19 protein-coding genes and 2 tRNA genes are annotated in these 21,291 nt (G+C 46.7%); 8 read left to right on the forward strand and 13 right to left on the reverse strand.

Annotated elements, in window-relative coordinates; genetic code table 11:
• Window positions 1–85: 85 nt before the first annotated feature.
• The gene (locus JGK14_RS28295; RefSeq protein WP_293220646.1) at window positions 86–1,564 is read left to right on the forward strand and encodes a dihydrolipoyl dehydrogenase family protein; all 1,479 of its coding nucleotides are present in this window, start codon (window positions 86–88) and stop codon (window positions 1,562–1,564) included.
• A 343-nt stretch (window positions 1,565–1,907) separates the two neighbouring features.
• Window positions 1,908–2,309, forward strand: coding sequence for a hypothetical protein (locus JGK14_RS28300; RefSeq protein ID WP_293210578.1), 402 nt, complete (start codon window positions 1,908–1,910; stop codon window positions 2,307–2,309).
• 282 nt (window positions 2,310–2,591) lie between these two features.
• On the opposite strand, the gene JGK14_RS28305 is transcribed toward JGK14_RS28300, so the two are convergent.
• The 5 genes from JGK14_RS28305 to JGK14_RS28325 all read right to left on the reverse strand — a co-directional run bounded on the left by JGK14_RS28305 (window position 2,592) and on the right by JGK14_RS28325 (window position 9,796).
• On the reverse strand, window positions 2,592–3,965 hold the full coding sequence (locus tag JGK14_RS28305) for an ABC transporter substrate-binding protein (RefSeq protein WP_293314206.1): 1,374 nt from the start codon (window positions 3,963–3,965) through the stop codon (window positions 2,592–2,594).
• Between the two features lie 736 nt (window positions 3,966–4,701).
• Window positions 4,702–4,788 (reverse strand) — tRNA-Ser (locus JGK14_RS28310).
• Between the two features lie 60 nt (window positions 4,789–4,848).
• Window positions 4,849–7,428: a ComEC/Rec2 family competence protein gene (locus JGK14_RS28315; RefSeq protein ID WP_325315750.1), complete on the reverse strand. Its 2,580-nt coding sequence runs from the start codon at window positions 7,426–7,428 to the stop codon at window positions 4,849–4,851.
• A 627-nt stretch (window positions 7,429–8,055) separates the two neighbouring features.
• Complete coding sequence (locus tag JGK14_RS28320; protein ID WP_293149068.1) at window positions 8,056–8,535, reverse strand: DUF4079 domain-containing protein; 480 nt, start codon at window positions 8,533–8,535, stop codon at window positions 8,056–8,058.
• Between the two features lie 916 nt (window positions 8,536–9,451).
• Window positions 9,452–9,796: a DUF1815 family protein gene (locus JGK14_RS28325; RefSeq protein WP_293148941.1), complete on the reverse strand. Its 345-nt coding sequence runs from the start codon at window positions 9,794–9,796 to the stop codon at window positions 9,452–9,454.
• Between the two features lie 154 nt (window positions 9,797–9,950).
• Here JGK14_RS28325 and JGK14_RS28330 point away from each other — a divergent pair, with 154 nt between their 5' ends.
• Complete coding sequence (locus JGK14_RS28330; RefSeq protein ID WP_293175254.1) at window positions 9,951–10,082, forward strand: hypothetical protein; 132 nt, start codon at window positions 9,951–9,953, stop codon at window positions 10,080–10,082.
• 32 nt (window positions 10,083–10,114) lie between these two features.
• Here JGK14_RS28330 and radC read toward each other — a convergent pair whose 3' ends face one another.
• Window positions 10,115–10,846 carry a RadC family protein gene (radC, locus tag JGK14_RS28335; RefSeq protein ID WP_293196625.1) on the reverse strand — a complete coding sequence of 244 codons (732 nt, stop codon included), beginning with the start codon at window positions 10,844–10,846 and terminating at the stop codon, window positions 10,115–10,117.
• 387 nt (window positions 10,847–11,233) lie between these two features.
• Complete coding sequence (locus tag JGK14_RS28340; RefSeq protein WP_293196624.1) at window positions 11,234–11,464, reverse strand: hypothetical protein; 231 nt, start codon at window positions 11,462–11,464, stop codon at window positions 11,234–11,236.
• Window positions 11,465–11,703: 239 nt separating this feature from the next.
• Between JGK14_RS28340 and JGK14_RS28345 the strand changes: the two genes are divergently transcribed.
• Both JGK14_RS28345 and JGK14_RS28350 read left to right on the forward strand, forming a co-directional pair.
• A complete protein-coding gene (locus JGK14_RS28345; protein ID WP_293196623.1) occupies window positions 11,704–12,720 on the forward strand; it encodes a succinate dehydrogenase/fumarate reductase iron-sulfur subunit in 1,017 nt (338 codons plus the stop codon).
• A 93-nt stretch (window positions 12,721–12,813) separates the two neighbouring features.
• The gene (locus JGK14_RS28350) at window positions 12,814–13,005 is read left to right on the forward strand and encodes a chlorophyll a/b-binding protein (protein WP_293175262.1); all 192 of its coding nucleotides are present in this window, start codon (window positions 12,814–12,816) and stop codon (window positions 13,003–13,005) included.
• A gap of 521 nt (window positions 13,006–13,526) precedes the next feature.
• On the opposite strand, the gene JGK14_RS28355 is transcribed toward JGK14_RS28350, so the two are convergent.
• The 5 genes from JGK14_RS28355 to psbX all read right to left on the reverse strand — a co-directional run bounded on the left by JGK14_RS28355 (window position 13,527) and on the right by psbX (window position 18,872).
• Window positions 13,527–14,159, reverse strand: coding sequence for a pre-peptidase C-terminal domain-containing protein (locus tag JGK14_RS28355; protein WP_293175264.1), 633 nt, complete (start codon window positions 14,157–14,159; stop codon window positions 13,527–13,529).
• 151 nt (window positions 14,160–14,310) lie between these two features.
• The gene (locus JGK14_RS28360; protein ID WP_293175266.1) at window positions 14,311–15,759 is read right to left on the reverse strand and encodes a trypsin-like peptidase domain-containing protein; all 1,449 of its coding nucleotides are present in this window, start codon (window positions 15,757–15,759) and stop codon (window positions 14,311–14,313) included.
• 198 nt (window positions 15,760–15,957) lie between these two features.
• Window positions 15,958–17,097, reverse strand: coding sequence for a redoxin domain-containing protein (locus tag JGK14_RS28365; protein WP_293175268.1), 1,140 nt, complete (start codon window positions 17,095–17,097; stop codon window positions 15,958–15,960).
• Window positions 17,098–17,644: 547 nt separating this feature from the next.
• Window positions 17,645–18,457, reverse strand: coding sequence for a Ycf66 family protein (locus JGK14_RS28370; RefSeq protein ID WP_325315751.1), 813 nt, complete (start codon window positions 18,455–18,457; stop codon window positions 17,645–17,647).
• 295 nt (window positions 18,458–18,752) lie between these two features.
• Window positions 18,753–18,872 (reverse strand): photosystem II reaction center X protein, encoded by a 120-nt coding sequence (gene psbX / locus JGK14_RS28375; RefSeq protein WP_293175272.1) that lies wholly within the window; start codon window positions 18,870–18,872, stop codon window positions 18,753–18,755.
• Window positions 18,873–18,949: 77 nt separating this feature from the next.
• Between psbX and JGK14_RS28380 the strand changes: the two genes are divergently transcribed.
• Complete coding sequence (locus JGK14_RS28380; protein WP_293175274.1) at window positions 18,950–19,120, forward strand: hypothetical protein; 171 nt, start codon at window positions 18,950–18,952, stop codon at window positions 19,118–19,120.
• 34 nt (window positions 19,121–19,154) lie between these two features.
• Window positions 19,155–19,439 carry a YggT family protein gene (locus JGK14_RS28385; RefSeq protein WP_293175276.1) on the forward strand — a complete coding sequence of 95 codons (285 nt, stop codon included), beginning with the start codon at window positions 19,155–19,157 and terminating at the stop codon, window positions 19,437–19,439.
• A gap of 183 nt (window positions 19,440–19,622) precedes the next feature.
• Here JGK14_RS28385 and accC read toward each other — a convergent pair whose 3' ends face one another.
• Entirely contained in the window at window positions 19,623–20,978 is a 1,356-nt protein-coding gene (gene accC, locus JGK14_RS28390) for an acetyl-CoA carboxylase biotin carboxylase subunit (RefSeq protein ID WP_325315752.1), read from the reverse strand.
• Window positions 20,979–21,207: 229 nt separating this feature from the next.
• Here accC and JGK14_RS28395 point away from each other — a divergent pair.
• Window positions 21,208–21,291: transfer RNA gene (locus JGK14_RS28395), tRNA-Leu, on the forward strand.

Here is a 21,291-nt window from a genome sequence, read left to right on the forward strand (position 1 = left end):
TTACGTTGTTTTCTTGAGTCCGCGGAGGCGGACATCGTTTGTATAGGAGCGGTTTCAACCGCCGTCTTATCTGACAAATTTATTTATGCTTGATTATGATTTAGTGATTATTGGTGGAACTGCGGCCGGACGTTATGCTGCTTTGACTGCAACTAATTTCCCGGCTCGCGTTGCTTTGGTGGAACCGCTCAGTAATTCTCAAGATTTGCCGGCGGGGGGGAAAGAGTCGATCGCCCTGGGTTTGAAATACAGCCAAACTTTGAGAGAGGCTGCTCGTTTTGCTCACCAGATGAGCCACCCACAGTTCGGACTTCGCCCAGATCTGGCTAATTCCGAAATGCCGATCGCATTGCAGTTTAACGGGGTTAAGAAGTGGGCTGACGGCGTTGTTTCTAATTTGTCAGAAATTGACGATCTCGCCGTTTTAGCTGCTCGCGGGGTTGATATTATTTTTGGTAACAGCGAGTTTGTTGCCAAACCGAATTTGGCTTTGATTGCGGGCGATCGGAAATTGCGATCGCGCTGTTATTTGCTAGCTTGTCCAACTCTACCTGCAATTCCCAATATTGAAGGACTTTCGTCTGTCGGCTTTTTTACTTCCGAAACAGTCGGGGAATTGGCAAAACTGCCAAAGTTGCCGAAAAGTTTGGCTGTAATCGGTGCAGATCCCAGCGGTGTTGAAGTGGCTCAGACTTTTTCTCGGCTGGGCGTTGCTGTGACTTTGGTGGTGAAAAGTTCGCAGATTTTGGCGAAAGAAGACCGCGAGGCTGCTGGTTTGGTGCAAGCTGGAATGGAAGCTGAAGGAGTGCGGATTCTGACTGCGACTGAGGTGACTCAAGCTAGGGTGATTGACGGTAAAAAGTGGATTCAAGCTGGGGCAAGGGCGATCGAAGCTGAGGAGATTTTTCTCGCCGCTGGCCGCGGACACAATTTTGCATGGTTAAATCTGGAAGCTGCTAGGGTTAAATTTAGCGATCGCGGGTTGATTTTAAATGAAAAGCTGCAAACAACTAATTCTCGAATTTACGCTTGTGGCGATGTTGCTGGCGGTTATTCGTTCCCTCACATCGCCAATTGCGAAGCTGCGGTTGCTGTGAAAAATGCTTTGTTTTTGCCGATGTATCAAATAGATTATCGCGGGATTCCTTGGGCGATTTTTTCCGATCCGCAGTTGGCGAGGGTTGGCTTGACAGAAGCGCAAGCAAGGCGCCGTTTTGGAGACGATCTGATTGTGGCTAGGGAATATTTCAAGAATGTTGAAAGAGCTCAAATGTCCGGGGAGACAACGGGTTTTTGTAAGATTGTCGGGCGGCGTGACGGGGAGATTTTGGGAGCGACTATTGTCGGCCCGCAAGCTGCGGAGTTGATTCATGCGATCGCCTTTGCTGTGCGTCACGGAATGAAGGTTGAGGCGATCGCCGAACTTCCTTATATTTGGTCGAGTTTTTCGGCCATTAACGGTCAAACTGCTGCTGTTTGGGAGTCGCAGCGTCTCCGCAGCAATACTTTTATGCAGAATTTGTGGGAGAATTTGTTTCACTGGCGCAGGTATTGGAAAAGATAGTTTTTTTTGATTGGGCATTGGGCATTGGGCATTGGGCATCAGCCTACCCAGGGCATTGGGCATTGGAAATCGGCTTTCCCAGAGCATTGGGCCGGGTAGTCAGAAACCGGGTTTTTTGGGAGAATACTTTGTTATGGCGTGCAGATTGGGAAAAAAACCCGGTTTCTTTGGTTTTGATGCGTCACAAGTGTTTCTGAATGATTAAACCGCAGAGGCCGCAGAGAGCGCAGAGGAAGAGAAGACAGAACAGCCCTTGATTTAGTGGCCAATTATGAATATGATAACCAATATCAAAACTTGAAATACAGTCGAGACACACTACTAACTACCTGAGGTCGGATTCATGGATTGCAAAACTGCTACTTTAGTTTACGAAACCGGAAATCCTCTGGAAAACATTCGCAAGATGTTTCCAGAAGCTTGGCAATTTTTGACAGCTCAGTCTGCGGCTTTTGTGGCTGGTAAAGATGATGCTTTTGATGCGGAGATTAAAAAGTCGATCGGCAAAACGCCTTTTGGGTTCAGAATTACTCACCGCGACGATACTGAACAATTGACAAAAGATATCTCTGAACTGTTGGGCGATATTACTTCTCGGTTACTTTTGGAACAGCATTTTTCTCAAGTTGTCGGTCGTCCTCTTTATTTCAGCACGATTTGCTGTTCCAGTCACCTAACAGCCGATCGCGAATTGACATTAGATGAAGTTTTGCCGATTCAGCGGGCTGCTGTTAAGTTGCAATAGCAGTTAGACATTAATCATTAGTAGCTGTAGGGTGCGTCGCCATCGACAATAATCAAAAAAGAGGGACAATCTCATCGCGACGCACCTGTCCCAAGATTTTTGTTGTAGCAAGCTTTTTTATAAATATTATAAGGTGAGTCGCCGCTAAAAAAGTTGATTGAATGCTGCATGATTTTTAATGGCGACACACCCTACGCAGACTAACAAACCGCAAAGACGCGAAGGTTGAGAAAAGAAGGGAAAGAGTTCAATTTGTGCCTGACTCGCTCTTGTGTCACCCAATCACGGGAGCGTCACAAACCTGTAATCGTTGCCTTGGCGTTGAACCTGTACTAAAATCGCTTTGTTCCATCGATCGCCCGTTGGCAAAAACCTCACATCCTCACTCGCACCAGAGGTAACGAAATTCGGAGCCCTAAGTGCTTGTTGCAATCCTTCTCGCGTATTGCTGCGCTGCAAACCGCTGATAATAGCTTTAGTCGCATCAAAACTCGTGGCGGTTCGCCAATTCACGGCACCTCCCCACTTTTGAATCGCATTCTTAGAAAATGGGTTGTTGGGATTAGTGTCAGGATGCCACGGAACGGACAAAACAAGCCCGTCAACGTCTTTGTTCCCCTCTTTTACCGTTTGAAAGGTGTACAGTGTCGTGCTGCCGTAGAGCGCTAATTTGCCAGTATTGAGGCGAGCTAGGTCGATCGCGCGATCGATGCGATCGATATGAGGTGCTACCATTAACGCTTGTGCACCTTTGCTAACAGCATCAGCAATGCTAGCACTCGAATTAAAAGTTGGCGTTGAAAAGTCACAAACCGTAGGCACTACCTTGCCACCCAAAGCCGAAAACGACGAAACAAATTCATCCTTAAACGATACGTTATCAGGAGCTTGAGAGTCATAGCAGATAGCAACATTAGTTTTGCCAGCTTTCTTAACCATATATTCTGCTAAAGGAGCCGCCATCGATTGAATCGGGGGGACTGTCCGAAAAATGTAGCTACCAAAACCTGATAAATTGTTAGCAAAGCTAGTTGGCGTCACCATCACCAGTTTTTTTTCTTGATAGATAGGAGCAGCAGCCAAAGAAGCATTACTAGCATTGTGTCCGACGACTGCTAAAATTTTCGGATCGTTTACGAATTCGGTTGCAACTTCTTTGGCAAAATCTGGACTGTTATCATCGTTCGCAATCAAAACTTGCAAACCCGCACCATTAATCCCTCCCCCAGCATTAACTTCCTCTTGAGCTTGGGCAACTCCTCGGAGCATTTCTTGCGCTACATTCGGGTTAGTGCCAATCGGAACGCTGACGGCTATTTGCAGAGAATTATCATTATTGACTTTGGCATTATTTAAATAAATTAGAGTCTCTGGATCGTTGCGATTTTGTTGCAGCGATTCCCGAAAGTTTTTAACAGCTTCTTTGTAATTACCCTCAGCAAAAGCTTTGACACCTGCTTGTTTTCCTGCTGTTTTTTGCGATTGCATCAATATCTTATCTCCCCAACTGAGACGACTGTTACCAGAAACTAATCTAAGTGAAGTTCCGCCCTTTAATATCTGTGGAATAAACGTGAATGCACCCCAGGCAATCAAAGGAAATGCAATAAAAACAATTGGCGGCGGGCCTTTTCTTTTTTGAGGTTCTTGATACATAATTAGTTCTCCTGCAATAGATTTTGTTTAGATACTTTGATTTCTGTCAGCATTTCCTGGGACAGTCTAATAAATCTGTTACTTACCAAAAAATACTCCTGCTTGCAACCTGTAGAAATATCTACATATATTTGATTTAGCTAGACCGCAATATTAGCTGCTAGGCTTTGGCGACACTGGCTCCGTCCTGTTTTATGTTCATATGATGATTATGAATAAAAGCTTTTTTAAAGTCAATTCATAAAGTCATTGGATGGACTCATAAAAATCATATTGTTAAGTTCATAAAAGTCATATTCGCCTAGGTTGGTTTCAATAACTCATCTCATGCCTGTTGTATTACTGTAATAAAACGTGTTTGTAGTGAGGACTTTAGTCCTCGGATGATGCGGACTAAAATCCTCACTACGAACCAACTTTATTGGGAGCGTTCTTTTCGGACATGATAGAATTCTTCCACAATACTGTATATGTGGCTCAAAACAGCAGTTGGGCGATCGCTCTTTCCGTACATAAATAAGATGTGCGGTTTGAAGTTTAAGAATTGTGTCAAATTTTCTATCATTGTAACAAAAGCAAATTGTCAAGTCTCTCAAATGAGTTGTCACACAAACTCCTAGTAACAGCGAGGTGGAGGAATTATTGGCTTTTTCTAAATCTTCACTAAAATATGGCGTAAGATATGCAAGTTTATCTTGATGTACTTTGCATATCTTACGCCAGAAGTCTTGAAAAACGGAGAGGGTGGGATTTGAACCCACGTTAGAGTCACCCCTAAAGTAGATTTCGAGTCTACCGCATTCAACCGCTCTGCCACCTCTCCAATAAACTTGAGATGCGAGCTAAAAGTATTTTACCGCACAGTGCGCCACATTGTAAATCCTTACAGAAAAGAAGTTTGATTTTCTTCCGATTCCAGAGTCGTCTTAAATCCCCCTGCTGGCGTCCACTGAAGAGCTCCGTCGCGCCCTGTCCAGAAAATCTGGGTTTTGCTTTGGCTCAGTTGGGCGGCGGTTTCTGGGTCGATTTCGTCTGAGGATGCGATCGCCACTTGTGGCCCAACTGCGCTCAATAACTCGGCTGTCAGGGTTTTTCCAGACCACCACAGCACTTCTACCCGCTTCAATGTTCCCGTGGCTGCTAATCTCTTTGATAACATACTTTGCGCTTCCGGTGTCATGTCACCGACAAGCAACCAAGTGCGATCGCCCACCAGTAATTCTACCACCGGGATTTCCGCATCCACGAACTGCAACTGCGTCGAACCCAGATCAATTTTCTTGTTAGTTTCTAAAGGAAAGTAAACGCCTTGGCGAGATTGCACAGCCGTCATAAATTCCTGATTGCTGCCGCGGTGAATTTGTTTGGGAGCGTTATTATCATAAAATGTTTTAATTGGCAAGCGTTCTAATAATTTTCCCCAACCGCCGCTCAAGCCTAAATGACCGTGAGTGGCGATCGCAAAATTCACAGAATTAACTCCTTGCTGCTGCAAAAAAGGCAATACTGTAAACCTCACCGTATTTTCATCACCGCTATTAATTAGCACCACTTTTCCCTTATCTTGAATTACCAAAACTGGTTCCCCAGATGTCGCCAGCAAAGTAACTTGAAATAAAGATGATTGAACGTGCCAAGCTGGCAAAGCTACGACTCCAATTCCCGCCATCAGTGCCAGCGGTAAAATCCAAGCCGCAGAAATCCGCAGCGCAAAAACTCTGCTTTTCCCCTTCTTCCTTCTTCCTTCTTCCTTCTTCCCTCTCCCCTCTTCCTTCTTCCTTCTTCCTTCTTCCTTCTTCCTTCTTCCCCCCAGCCAAACCCAGCAGATTAAACTGTAAAGCGCGATTAGTTGAAACGCCGATACTTGGCCGACAGCTACCGAATTACCTGGCAATTGCGAGAAATATTCGGCGATCGCAATTAACCCCTTTGCCGGATAGTCAAGCAGTTGGGCTAACACACTCCCAGCCGGCGGAAAAATCAATCCAGCTAAAGCGCTAACCATCCCGCCAATACTCAAAATCCACAGTAAAGGAGCCGCAATAATATTGACTAAAATGCTGTAAGGTGATACCACACTAAAAACGTAAAGTAGCAGTGGCAGCACCCACACTGAAGCGGCGATGGGAACCACCAGAATTGAAGCGATCGCAGGTGGCATCCAGTCGAACTTTGCCATCAGCGGCGGCGCTGTCACCACTAATCCCAGAGTTGCCAAAAAACTCAGTTGAAAACCTAAATCCCAAATCCACAAAGGGTTAACTAGCAGTAAAATAGTAGCAGCGATTAACAGCAATCCCAACGGCTTAACTTCGCGACTTAGTACCAAAGCAAATAGTGTACCAAATCCCATCAAGGCGGCGCGGCAGATTGAAGCTTCAAAGCCTGTTAATCCCACGAGCAAAAATAAAGCACTGACGCCAAAACCAAATTGTAATTGTTTGGAAAAGCGCCTGGTTAAAGCTAAAACTAAACCCAAAACCATCGAAACTTGAGTACCCGAAGCTGCGATCGCGTGGGCTAATCCAGCCTGCACAAAAGAGTCGCGGATGGTGTAGGGTAAATCAACTGCTTGTTTGCCCAGGGCGATCGCACTGATCAACGGCCCTTCGGGAACACTCAACTGTGATACTTGCGATCGCACAATCCGCATCCGCATCGTTTGAATTGGCGACGGCTGCATCCCGGTTGACTCCCAGAAAGCACCCGTTTTGGTGTTAAGTCGATTGACATCCGCGATCGCATTTTCTCTCTTCCAGTCAATCTGACGCCCTTTGAGTCCTGCAAAAGCCCCTTGTCCGGCTAAATATGCTTGAAAATCAAAAGCCCCTGGATTCGACGGCGGCTGCGGTTTGTACAATGATCCCACAACTGCGATCGTATTGTCGGCATACAAGCCCGTTGCTTGCAGCAGGGGCACTGTAACGTAGAGTTTGCCGGATACTGGGCGGTTGACGACTACTCCTCCTTCGCCGCCGTTGATTTCGCTAACTGCATCCGTGTCTAGCCAAAATTGCGATCGGCCCGATCGAGTTAATCGGGGCGTACTAGCCAGTCTACCGCGAACTGTCACCGCCACTTCTTGAGTGTTTCCGCCAACGGGAATCAGTTTGCTGATGTCATTCATTGCCGGTTGGGGCGATCGAATTGCAAAATAAATGCTCGCCAAAAATGCGATCGAACCCGCGACAGCCCACACCCATTTTGCTCTCGGCAGCATCTCAAGCAAGCTCAATTTTTCCCTCGTTTCTAAGGGTTCCTCCAGAGCATTTTCTTTCGTTCTGCTGCGTCTTTTATTAGTGGTTTTGAAAGAGTTCCTTGTATACTTTAACAACAATTTAGGCATGGCGACTGCGACCGCTATTCCTAAAGCAAATATCCCGTACCTACCCCAAGAAACTCCTGTAGAAATCAATCCCACAATGTAGGCAATACAGAAAATGACACCCGTTGCTTGATTCATTAATTAGAAACTATGGAATTAGTCAGTTGTCAGTTGTCAGTTGTCAGTTGTCATTAGTCATTAGTCGGGTGCAAGGCGAATATATCCGTAGGGGCGAAGCATGACCGCAGAAAATAGGAGATTATAACTAATAACTTATATGCGGTCATGCTTCGCCCTCTTCAAAAACCAGATTGCTGTTTTTGCGATCGAACGTTATTAGTCATTAGTCATCAGTCATTAGTCATCAGTCATTAGTCATTAGTCATGTTTTGCTGTCCCCCCGCGATCGAACCTTATTAGTCATTAGTCATCAGGCAGAATGAAATAAATAGAATCAATCGTTACCGCAATTTAATCACTTCCTAACTGTCTTGGTAGTTACTAAGATTAGCAATTTTTGCGATCGCAAATATACTTTCTTTTACTTTTCAAAACCGCACAGCTTAAGCTGAAAACCAGATATTTCGGTTTGAGTCTTCGTTTCCCTTCCCCTAAATTCTCCTAAAAAATGGCAGTAGGAGTTCACTTTAAGCGCTCCATTCCTGCTCCTGGTGCAAGAGACACTTTGCGTCTCTTGTCCCCCCTTTTTTTAGGTAGGTTAGGGGGGAACGCAACTCATCTGAACGAGAACAGACTGGTACTACCTTAAATAGACAGACCTAATTTTAAACCGAAAGCCGCGTGCAGCACCATAAGTGCCAGGGCAGTTGTGCCCAAATAAGCGTGAACCGCCCGCAGTGCCAGCTTATTGCCTCCAAAACCTGTCAGTGAAATCAAGCTACCAACAGCCAGCAAAACCAGCACTCCCGAACCCGTCCAAAAGTGCGGGCTTTCCATAACAGGCTTGTGCTGCATTACCAGCGACAGCAAGCCCCCTGTGTAGCCCAAAGCTAGAAACAGAAACATCCACGGTGCTAGCTTGCGGTGATCCGCTCGACTTTTGAGCGCGACATCCTTATCGGCGGCCAAACGTCCCTGCCATCCCGTATACCCGACGAAGCTACCCATGGCCACAACCACGATTCCCATCATTACAGGATGTCCCCAATGGGTAATTGGTTCGGGAATTCCGAGACTGCGAAATTGGCTGGCGATGGGTTCTAGAAGTTCGCTTAAATTTACCATTTGATTCTGACTCCAACCTTGGGGATAAATATTTTGGGAGAAAATATTAATATATTATAAAATATTAGTAGCAACTGCGATCGCGCACTTCAAAAAACAGTTGACAGTTGCCAGTTGCCAGTTGACAGTTGACCTAATGATGAGTGATAACTTCCGCGGCTACAACGGTCAAACATGACGCAGAAGCTTAAAGTTACACAAAACTTAGCCGGCTAAAGCCGGCTGTGAGATTTTTTACAGCAGTGATGCTGTTTTAAGTTAATTGTGAGCTGTTAACCAACCTTATCAGCTAAATCGAAAAGCAAAAATAAACGCAATTCGTCCGCATATCCACCCTGGGGCGGCTTTTCGCCCAATCTTCACAGCCTCATCCTCACTCTGGATGTTAAATTTTACCTGCCTGCTCATAGTTAATTTCAATGCCTTGACTTTTGAATGTCAAAGTGAGAAATTAACATCGCAGGCGACGAGCATTAGCAGTTTTACTTTTGGCAAATCGCTCTTAAGACAGAATCAACTGCTGCCAAAAAACTAGAGGTTCCAAGTTAGACACTTTTTGCATAAAGTTATGCAGATACCTTTAACCTAGAAAAATCGGGCTGATGCCGGAGTTTTCTGTCTGTGGCACAATCTGAAATGAAACTTTCACGTCAGATGTTGCGGTATCTGTCAAAGCTTTTAACTGAATGTTAAAAGCACCATTGATATCGCGTCATATAGCATGACTGCTGTCGGCCCTGGCAGACTTCGATCGACTGACGGCTAAAATGAGTGTCTGAAAGCACCCTGAAATTACCCTTGTCTATTGAGCTGCCATTGCTGTGCAACCTGTTCCTCTCAACTAACTCGCTGGGGATTCGGTTGCAGGTGGCAAACACCGACTTTCGCTGCCGCTTTCCTCAGAACCGTGCAACTGCTAAACTCGCTGCGCCGTCGCCAAAGTAGCTTCCGAAGGTTGGATTTGGTACTTTACGAGATTTGCCAGTTCTTGTAACTGACTAATTGCCTCTGCACCTTCTAGTTTCATCAGTTCGCGATCGTCCCGCATCTCAGTCCATGTGATACCGTAATCTGACACTAAAAATCGAATCAGATGGTTGTCCGTCAAACTGACCATAAATGAGGCACTGTTCATCTGACCCCCGCAAGTGTAGCAGGATGCCAAATAACCCCGACGCTCTAGCACGATCGCCAAAGCCTGGAGGTTCATGACCAAATCTTGGACGAATTTACGGTGTTGTTCTGCAAGTCTCAGAAACACAGTTTTTCTCCTATCACCACGCCGTATATTTTACACCCAATTTCATAATTTCTTAAGAATTGAGTATCTAGGTGCTGGTTCAGTATACGTTTAGTATGCTGAAAAAAAATCGAATTAGCGACCTCTTCAGCCTACCTTTACTAGATTAACCGAGTTGCGATCGCAACTAAGTATCAGCAGCGACATTAACCTCAAACACTATGTAACCGTAGACTCCAGCCCCCACAAAACTTCTGCTGTGACGGCTGATTCAGCCCTCGAACAGCCGAAAGATACAAATAACTAATGATAGCAATCGAGTTAGTTAAGTATAATAGTTCAATCGCCCTGGGGATACTCCTCCCAAAGCGTCGTAGTCTGTCGCAAGCTCCGAAAATCGCCATTTCCCAAAATCAAGTGATCCAGCAGCGGAATCGACAAAAACTGCGCTCCAGCAAGCAACTGCCGTGTCAAAGCAATGTCCTCCGGGCTCGGCTCTACACTCCCCGAGGGGTGATTGTGCGAGATAATTGCTCGCGTTGCCCCAAGGCGGATCACTTCCCGAAAAATATCCCTTGGGTGAGCTAAAGTTTCGGTAGCTGTGCCGATCGTAATTACTTGAGTACCCAGCAGCCGATTTTTGACATCCAGCAGCACCACAGCAAAACGTTCCTGAGACTGCCACATCAAATCCTGACTCAGAGCATCCGCAGCAGCTTGTGGAGAGTCCACCACGGCCATGTCCGGCGGCCGCGACTGAAACACCCGTTTCCCCAACTCCACGGCAGCCAAAATCGAAGTAGCCTTGGCTGGGCCGATGCCGTGAATCTGCGTCAACTCCTGCACGCTAATGCCGCGGAGTACACCCAGAGGATCCCGCTGGTGCAAGCTCAACTGATTTAAAATATACTGTCCGAGTCCGACAGCCGAAAGTTTGCCGGGGCCCTGACCGGTACCCAGTAGAATAGCAATCAATTCCGCAGTCGCCAAACTTTTCGGGCCGCCGGCCATTAGCCTTTCCCGCGGCCGTTCGCTACTCGGCAAATCTACAATTCTCAAGCTGTAAGTCATAGATGGACTCGCACCGCAAGCTCAACAATTAAATCATATTAGCCGATCGATCGTCCTTCTTCAAATCAGTACGATCGCCCAAAACAGCTAAATCATTAACCGAGGCTGTTAGCGCGTGCAAATCTAACACAACGTTTCGATTTTCGATCGAGTCTTTATCTTGATCGAGCCGATCGCCCGGAGCTACCTCTAACAGGTAAAATTGCTCGTAACTGTGCCCTTAGAGCCAGGTTTGCTGGCAGCACCCCCTCCTTCATCGCCAAGATGTGATTACCAGAAAGAATTGGTTGAAAGCCCGCCCGCCTGCTCGGGAGAAATTAAAATTAGACTATTCATTAGTCCAATCCTCGGACTTAAGGGTAGAGGTCGCTCTCAAACTGTCAACTGTCAACTGTTGAACCTAGATTCTTGCCATTCTATCGAGGTCAGCAGCGAGGAAACAGGCTGCGGCGGCTTAGGTGCTGCCAAGCCAACCGATACAAAGGAAGCGACCATCAAAACGCCGTAAACAGCCACAGATAGCTTGCGAGTTGCCAGTCCCACCCATTGAGGATTTACTAAACCCAGACAAAATGCTGGCGTTGAAAACATGAAAGTTAAAACAAACAAGCTGGACATCAGGCACCTCCTCCTTCGCGAACTGCACCGATCGATCACTTGTTTATCCAATTATCAGCTAAAAAATCCGCTGAAAACAGTTGCGATTGATGATTTATAACTTAAGGATTATTGCCGTTTCTCAAACAATAATCAAGCTGCTTAAATCTCACGCTTTAGCTAGTTGTTAAAAAATAAATGTCTTTTTATATCGCCAGAAAATCTAGCTTAAAATAGAAACTAAATTCTTTACTCAAAATATGCAAGTCCGCTTTAACGTAGTCCGCCAAAATCAAAACGAGGCTCCCCGCGTTCACACTTACACCCTAGACGTGGATGAAAGCAATACCATCCTAGACTGCCTCAACAGCATCAAGTGGGAACAAGACGGCACTTTAGCTTATCGCAAAAATTGCCGCAATACAATTTGCGGCAGTTGTTCGATGCGAATTAACGGGCGCTCGGCTTTAGCTTGCAAAGAAAATGTCGGTAGCGAACTTGCGAGATTGCAAAAAATAGCCCATTCGAGTTCAGCACAACAGCCTGGCGATTTCATCCCAGAAATTACCGTCGCCCCCATGGGAAATATGCCGGTAATTAAAGATTTGGTGGTTGACATGACCAGTTTTTGGGACAACCTGGAAGCTGTTGAACCCTATGTCAGCACAGCCTCGCGAGCAATTCCCGAACGCGAATTTCTGCAAACTCCCGAAGAGCGATCGAAACTCGACCAAACTGGTAACTGTATCCTCTGCGGCGCGTGCTATTCTGAGTGCAACGCTCGGGAAGTCAACCCGGAATTTGTCGGCCCCCACGCCCTCGCCAAAGCTTACCGGACGATCGCCGATTCCCGCGACAGCGAAACCGAAAATCGGCTGGAAAAGTACAACGAAGGAACCGCAGGCGTCTGGGGCTGCACCCGCTGTTACTACTGCAACTCGGTTTGTCCGATGGAAGTGGCGCCGATGGATCAAATTGGTAAGATTAAACAGGAGATTCTCGATCGCAAAGACGACCAAGCCAGTCGATCGATCCGCCACCGCAAAGTCTTAATTAATCTCGTTAAAGAAGGTGGCTGGATAGACGAGCGCAAATTCGGTATCGAAGTAGTAGGAAACTATTTCCGCGACGTTCAAGGCTTGCTGAGTCTGGGCCCGTTGGGTTTAAGAATGCTCGCCCGCGGCAAATTCCCCTTGTCCTTTGAGCCTTCTGAAGGTACCGAAACCGTGCGAGATTTGATCGAATCGGTGCAAAATTTAGAAAAGTCGGCAGATTAGCGATCGGCGGTCAATTTCGGGTAAATTACAAGTTGTGCGATCGGCAATCTTCCCAAAAATCCTGACTCAAAACTCACAACTCAAAACTTTTAAATGACTGCTAAAACACCTCCATCACCAAAACCGACAACTCCAAATACCCCACAACCAGCAGAACCTGCTTTTGGCTGGAATGCCTACGCCGAAAAAATCAACGGACGATTTGCAATGGTGGGATTCGTGGGACTTTTGCTGCTAGAATTCTTCACCCGCCAGGATTTTTTTACCTGGCTGGGCTTGCGTTAAATTCAGTATAACTCGGTGGATAGCTACTGATGCGTAATATCATTTCCGCTCCAACAACACTGTAAAATTGGTTCGATCGTTTGGACTTCAAGTCCTCATGATCCGAGGACTGAAGTCCGAACAATCAAACAGCTTTATTAGGGTAATTTGGGTGCATATAGCCTTTCTCAAAAAGATGAGGTATGACTGACAGCTTATATAATCAGTTCAACTAAGAGGGCTGAAGCCCAACAACGTACCTCATCTCTCTGAGAACCGCTATATCACTTTTCAAGAGGGCGAAGCATGACCGCATATAAGTTATTAGTTATAATCTCATATTTACTGCGGTCATGCTTCGCCCCTACACACATATTTGCAAAACCTGAGATGCACCCGGTAATTTGCCCGACATGATATACATCCTCTCCCTGAAAAACAGGTAAAAAAATAGATAATCATCCATTTTCAACCTACATTCCTGCTTGTAAAACCTGGAAATTGAGTTAAGTAATAGAAATAGATACTGGATTTAGAGCCAATTAATTTCCAGTCACTTCACGGATAATCAAACTGTACTTACCTTTACCTTTTGGAGGTGGATCGTAAGCATTGACAACTACGCGGTAGCGGCCGCTCGCAGACAAGGTAAGAGTTAGCTCAGAATTGGAATTTTGCTGCGTGACATCATCATTTTCTCCCAGTAGCTCGCCCTGGGAGTTGAGAACAGCCAGATAAGTATCAAACTCGCTACTTTCTACATTGACAACCACTTTCTGACCCTGAGTGCCTTCAAAGGTGTACTCATCGTACAAACTGCTGTCCGAGGGCAGTACCGAAGACTTAGAAGTTGTGAGTTCTCCCTTTTGCTCTAAAATGATTTTTGACGATCGCCCATCAGGACTTGGCGAAGGTTGTACAGTTGGGGTCTGAGTTGGCGAGGCCTTTGGAGTTGGCAGCCCAGAAGGCGACGGGCTGGGGCTTGCTTGAGCTAAAACAGCCTTGCCCGCTTGACTCGCATTATGTGAATTTTGAGGAAATTCTGCTGAAACGATCGGGGAACTGCTGTTAGTAACTTCACCTGGATTTGACACTGGTACCGAGAGAGTCGGTTTCCCAGAAAAAATAGCTAGTAGAGCAATTGGCGCGATCGCCCAAAATCTAATTTGACCCATGAATTACCTCGATAGTCAGTTGACAGTTGACAGTTGACAGTTGACAGTTGACAGTTGGCAGTTGTCAATAGTCAGTTGTTAGTTGTTAGTTATGAGAATGAAGAACGTTTTAACTGCCAATCACTAATCACCAATTACCAATTACCAACTTTTAGCGGATAGTTAGATTGTAACGACCCCGACCCGAAGCATCATAAGCATTGACAATCACGCGGTAGCGACCCGTAGCTGGCAAAGTAACGCTCAGAAACGCATTTTTGCTCGAATCGCTCGCATCGTCATTTTCTGCCACTAATTTGCCGTTAGGGTCAAAGATAGCCACATAGGGATCGAAATCTGTACTTTCCAGGGAAATGCTGACAGACTGACCCGATCGACCTTCAAAAGTATACTCGCGATACAGACTGTTATCAGAAGGCAATACCGGGCCACCTGCGACTAAAGCGCCTTCTTCTTGCAAAATCGCCCGAGAAGGTGCGCTAGGAGCACTCGCTTTGAGTTCTAACGTATAAGCCCCCAACTGCCTAGCTTCGTTGGAATTTGCCAGCAACGTGTAAGTGCCATCTGCTGGCAGCCTGACTGTAATTCTGGCGTTTTTACTGCCTGCTCCGTCATTGTCTTGCGCGATTTCGCGCTCGTTGGGGCCGAGCAAAATTAAATAAGGGTCAATCTCTTGACTTTTCATTTCTATTGTGATTTGCTGTCCCGCTTTTCCCTCAAAGGAGTAGAGGTCAAAAAAGCTGTTGTCTGCGGGCAGAATGCTAGACTTGTCGGTAAGTTTGCCTGTGACGGCGGGCCCGTTTAACGCAACTTTTTGAGGTGATTTGCTGCCAAATGGCGATCGCCTTTGAGCAACGCGGGGAGCTCGCCCTTCTCGCACCGCACTCAAGAAAGCTGGCACTTTGTCTATGACAATTGCAAAACCGATACCGATATTGCCTCCGCCCTGGCCGCGAGTAAAAATAGAAGTATTGACGCCAATTAATTCTCCAGAACTATTAAGCAGCGGGCCGCCGGAATTACCGGGATTGATGGCCGCGTCAGTTTGAATTAAGCCACGGGCTGCGTCGATGCGGCTGACGATTCCGACTGTAAAAGTACCTTGAAATCGACCGAAAGGATTGCCGATCGCAAATGCTTGTTGTCCGACTTTCACCGAACCGGCACGGGCTAAAGGAATTGTCGGCAAATTGGTTTGACCGCGAATCTTCACCACGGCTAAGTCTAAACCTTCTTCGCCGAATCCAACGACATCGGCGACCAGTTTTCTGCCGTCTGACAAAATTATATTTACGGTACCGCCGGCAGAAACAACGTGGGCGTTGGTTAACACCATGCCGTCGGGGCTGATAATTGTGCCGCTACCGTTAGATTTAGCTGTATCGACGGTAACAACCGCCGGACTGGCTTTTTCGTATACCCGAATATTCGTTTGTTCTTCGGCATTTTGGGCGATCGCGCCTGGGAAACGCACAGAGTTAAATTCCGCTAAATTTGCCTCCTGCTGTCGGGGGGGCACCTTAACAACCGCAGCAGCCCTGGCTGCAACCCCAACTATGAAAATTCCTGATACCGCTAAACTTAGAAGTTTGAAATTCATGAGCGTGAATTAGTATTTTTTAACGATCGGCAGCTAGTAGTTAGGTGTTCGGGTCAACTGCTAACTATGGCCTGTAATTATTTTAGGACTTGGAGAGGGCTATTGATAAATTTAAGCTTGAGATTGCTTTAAGATTTAGCCTGCTGCTGAGTTTTTGGTAAATCGATCGACTTATAGGGCCAGAGTTTGGTTGCAAAACTAAGATAAGCCAGCAGTTTCGGCAATTCTCGAATCTTCTGGCGAGCGATCGACAATATACTTAAAATTAGCGTCCCGCACCAAAGCATCCTCATCGCCGTAGAAAAAAGACAGCAAAGCAAAACGCTCACCGCTAATCATCGCCGTCGCTTCGTGCAGCAAAGAACACGAAAAAATAATCGCCGTGCCAGAATCTCCTTTATAACCGTGCGGCGCGTACTCCGGAAACCGCAAAAATCCCCCCGTGTACTCCCCCACATTCAAGTTCAAAGTCATCGCAAACCTGCGGTGCACCGTACCTTTGCTCGTATTGTCGCGGTGTGGATGAAAATAACCGCCACTTTGGGCATCGTAACAAGCTATTAAATACCGTTCAAACCGAGTAATTTTAAACTGGAAAGCTTTTTGTACTTCCGGTACCACCCTACGCAGAATAATCGCACTCAATTTTCGCTGCAAATTCGGGTTTTCAATAAATAAATCTCGACGTTTCTTGAAATTATCATCGTGAATGCCAACAGTTTTCCCGTCTATTTGCCTCATAAAACCTGAGGGAGTGCCGCCGTCAGCTTTGTATATATCGATCAAACTGCGGCAACATTCTCTGTCCAAAACGTTAGGAATTACCAACACCGGGGCGTGGCGAGTCGCTGGTCGGGCTTCCTCAATTGGGGGCAAAGTTTTGATAAAATCCAATACTTGCTGGGCGTGTTGGTGCGGTTCGCCCATCGGTAAAATGTTAATTATCTGAAGGTTTTCGTTGAGAATAAAAGTTTGGGGTGCATAGTGAACTCCCCCAACTCCATTTTGTTCTACATCTTGGCAAACACCGTACTGCTGGCTGATTTTTTTGTCGAAGTCCCAGAAAAAGATGAATGACGGAGCCATTAGTGTGACTCTGTTTTGTTCTTTGTCTGCTGCATCAACGCTCACTCCCAACAGCGGTACTTGCAAAGTCTTGAATTCTTCTGAAAGCTCTTGAAAGCTTTTGAGGATAACTTGGATTTGTTCAAAAGCTGCGCTAGCAAAGAAAAACAGCACGACTCGCCGGCCGCCAACCGTCGAGAAATGAAATAAGGGGTTATTGCTGGAAGCAATCGAAAACCAAGGCGCCGGATCTCCTATTTCCAGTAAGGGCATATTGCTAATTTTAGATTTTAGATTTTAGATTTTAGACTATTGTACTTTGAGTTAGTTCCAGAGGTTGTATTTTATGCGATCGAAGGGGTTTGTAGTGAGGACTTTAGTCCGCAAAAATCAGAACAGGTTTGTAGTGAGGACTTTAGTCCGCATAAAGAAGGACTAAAGTCCTCACTACGAACCTGATAAGGATTATTTTATAGGAATACTATTAAATATATTTAAATAGTTTTTTTTGGGAATTTTATGGTTATTTTACTTGACCAAGAATTTCTTGATGGTACCCGCCACGTGATTTATCCATGGAATCAATCCCAAATCGAAAATCGAAAATCCTCAAGCCCTCGAATTTATCCGTGGGGTCGCCTCTAAAATCTAAAATCTAAAATCTAAAATCGATTGATTGAGCTGTCTTTAAAATTTTATTTTATAGTTATTTAAACATTCTAAGATATGAGAATAAGTAGATGGGCATCAATAAACGCAACTTAATTTTTGTCTTGCTCGCGGGAGAAATGTTTAGTTTAACCCACCTACTTATCTGTGCCTATTTGTCGAAATTGGGGGAACTATCCGGTTGGTCTTCCGGGTATTCTACGGGGCGATATTCCACGTAGTCCGATGGCGGTGCTTCTACGTCACGGTTGCTGGGGCGAGACCTCGATGCTTCCGCTGGCCGAGGTTTTTTGGTTCTCGGCGGCGCGTCAGAACTGCGGTTTTCCGAAGTTGGGGGGCGGTTGCGGCTGCTGCGGGCCGGTCTTTCTTCGGGGTTGTCTGAAACGTCCCAGTTGTCAGAGCCTTGGGCGGGCGGGGCTTCTGGGCGCGCCGGACGTTTGCGCGAGGGAGGGCGATCGATCGACTCCCGAGATGTGTTCGCGCTACCGTTGCGATTCGACGAAGGACGGCGGCGGGGCTCATCGTCGTAGGTTTCCCGCGAGGAACGATTTTCTTGACTACCTCTAATCCGGGGACGCTGCGGGTAGTCTTCCTCTGGTTCTATCTGGTCGAAGTCGTTATCGTAGCCGTCGTAAGCGTAGGCGTTGCTGACTGGTCGCTCTTCATCTACGTATTGCGATCGACTTTTAGCTTGGGCTGTGGTCGCTCCCCGCAATTTGATGCTTTCGGCTGCAAAAAATATGGCGGAACCTGCAAGCAGAAATTGACCGAATGCCAGAATTGGGTCAAGCCGCCATCCTTGAAATAACAGAATACCGCCACAGAGCAAGCCCACGGCTGCAAAAAAAATATCGTGGTCTCGGGCTAGTTTGGGACGCCACGATCGCAGAAAGTACAGTCCTGCCCCTGCTACTGCTAGGATGATCCCTAACAGGCTGCTCAAGTTCAATCCTAAATTGACCATTAGCCTATCTCCTATGTCTTTCCTATGTTAGCGAGTTAGATTTTACTTCTATCATTAAGTCTGTCAGTCTGTTATTCCGACTGTGGTTTCACAGGGCAGCCTCCGATCGGGCTTTCAGAAGAGGTTCGCGCACCTTATAGTAATGAGTTTAACGGGAAAAAACCTCAGCTTGGCCGTCAACTGAAGGTTTTGCCTTCACAGTTGCTGGTAGCCGAGGTTTTGGAAGCGGGGAAATGCCCGATCGTGCGATCCCAAAATTGACTCGCGCGCCGGACGCTTGAAACCCGCAGACTTTTTAGGTGCGCTTGATTTTGTCTTTTTGGCTGATAAAGATCAGGGCGATCGTTGCTGGAATGACTACCAGCGAAATGCCCACAAGCAGGCTGTACAAAAAGTTAGCGAGTGAAGGAGTCATAAATTCAAAGCCTTTGTTACAACAATTTGATTTTTATTAATTTTATCAGCAGTCAGTTCTCAGGGAGAAGTTCGGCAATGGATTTTGCAAGGGATGTGGTGCTACCAGCAATATTTTTACCCTGGAAAACTCTCAGTCTCGCACCCTCAAACCCTCTAACTCTTTCCATCCGAAGGTATAAGGCCGGAAAAATTTTGTCGATCGTGTTCGATCGCACCTGTGAAACGGTTAAAATTATGAAAGGCTGACGTAACAAAACTTAAGATTTTCGAGATAAGACCCATGACTGGTATTACCGTTGCAAGTTGGATTCTGGGCTCTGTCCTAGTGGTGATGACTTTGCTGTTTATTTTTCGGATCGTCCTGACTTGGTATCCCGGCGTGAACCTGAGCAGGTTGCCGTTGAGTCTGATTGCTTGGCCGACTGAACCTTTTTTAGTCCTAACCAGAAAAATTGTAGCGCCGATCGGCGGAGTGGACATTACACCGATTATTTGGGTGGGCATCTGTAGCTTGCTCCGGGAAATGATGCTCGGCCAGCAAGGAATTTTGACGATGATGATGTAGGAATGGGGAATGGGGCATGGGGAATGGGGAATGGGGCATGGGGAATGGGGCATTGGGCATTGGGCATTGGGCATGGATCAACAGTTAACAGTTAACAGTTAACAGTCAACAGTCAACAGTCAACAGTCAACAGTTAACAGTCAACAGTCAACAGTCAACAGTTAACAGTTAACAGTCAACTGCCTACTGACTATTTTGATTCATGAACTGTTCGACGAAATTCGTGTAAACTTCGCCGCTGAGAAATTCGGGGCTATCGAGGATTTTTTGGTGGAAACTGAGGGTGGTGGGGACGCCGGTAATCGCGCATTCCCGCAATGCCCGTTTCATGCGCCGGATGGCTGAAGGTCGATCGCGCCCCCAGACTATCAATTTACCAATTAATGAATCGTAGTAAGCCGGTATTTCGTAATCGGTGTAAACGTGAGAGTCCATCCGCACGCCAGGGCCACCAGGAGGCAAAAAGCCGGTGATTATGCCGGGATGGGGTCGGAAGTTGCGATCGGGGTCTTCAGCATTGATCCGACACTCGATCGCGTGACCATTGAGAATTACTTGGTTTTGCTTAATTTGCAGTTTTTCTCCTTGGGCGATCCGAATTTGTTCGGCGATCAAGTCAAGCCCTGTAATCATCTCCGTGACGGTATGTTCGACCTGAATCCGGGTGTTCATTTCCATGAAGTAGAACTTGCCCGATTTGTCAAGCAAAAATTCAACAGTTCCAGCACCCGTGTAGTTAATGGATTTAGCCGCAGCAATCGCAGCGTGACCCATTTGATCTCGCAGTTTCTGGCTGAGGGCGGGGCTGGGCGCTTCTTCCAGGAGTTTCTGGTGTCGGCGCTGAATCGAACAATCTCTTTCGCCGAGGTGGATGACATTACCGTAGTTGTCGGCGAGGATTTGAATTTCGATGTGGCGCGGTTTTTCGATGAATTTTTCGAGGTAGACTCCGGGATTGCCGAAGGCTGCATCGGCTTCGCCTTGGGCTGCTGAGAAGAGTTTGGGGAGTTCGGATGGTTCTCGGACTAGCCTCATACCGCGGCCTCCACCGCCGGCGGTAGCTTTGATCATCACAGGATAGCCGATCTCGCGGGCTATTGCTAGAGCTTCGCGATCGTCCGCCAGCAATCCGACACTACCGGGGACTGTGGGAACTTTCACCCGCTGCATAGTTTCTTTGGCGGTGGATTTGTCGCCCATCGCCCGCATCGCAGCCGGACTTGGGCCGATGAAAGTAATTTGATGATCCGCACAGATTTCGGCAAATCGGGCATTCTCCGCGAGGAAGCCATAGCCAGGGTGAATCGCTGCGGCGTTGCGCGTCAGGGCGGCCGAGATGATGTTGGGGATGTTTAAATAGCTTTTGCTGCTGGTGGGGGGGCCGATGCAAACGGCTTCGTCTGCCAACTGAACGTGTAGGGCGTGTTTATCTACAGTGGAATGAACGGCGACTGTGGCAATCCCCATTTCCTCGCAGGTGCGTAGTATGCGGAGGGCGATTTCCCCCCGATTAGCGATTAAAATTTTCGAGAACCCCATCTTCGCTGCTTAATTCACTCAATATTCTGTAGAATAGTCCCTTTCGGTATGTTCTGGATAATGGTTTCCCATAAATTCTTAATAAAAATTTATTTTACAATTTGGTGGTAGTTGTGCTATGGTTTTAAATCGGTGGTCTAAAAGGGCTAGTCACAAGTTAAATTTCAGGAACCTCAACCTGTGAATCTTTAACTGGTAACGCAAAAAATCCCACAGATTGTCAGAAAGAGCGGATGTGGCGGAATTGGTATACGCGCACGCTTGAGGTGCGTGTGGCATTATGTCCTTGCGAGTTCGAGTCTCGCCATCCGCA

The organism is Microcoleus sp. PH2017_28_MFU_U_A (assembly GCF_020738035.1).
GTDB lineage: Bacteria > Cyanobacteriota > Cyanobacteriia > Cyanobacteriales > Microcoleaceae > Microcoleus.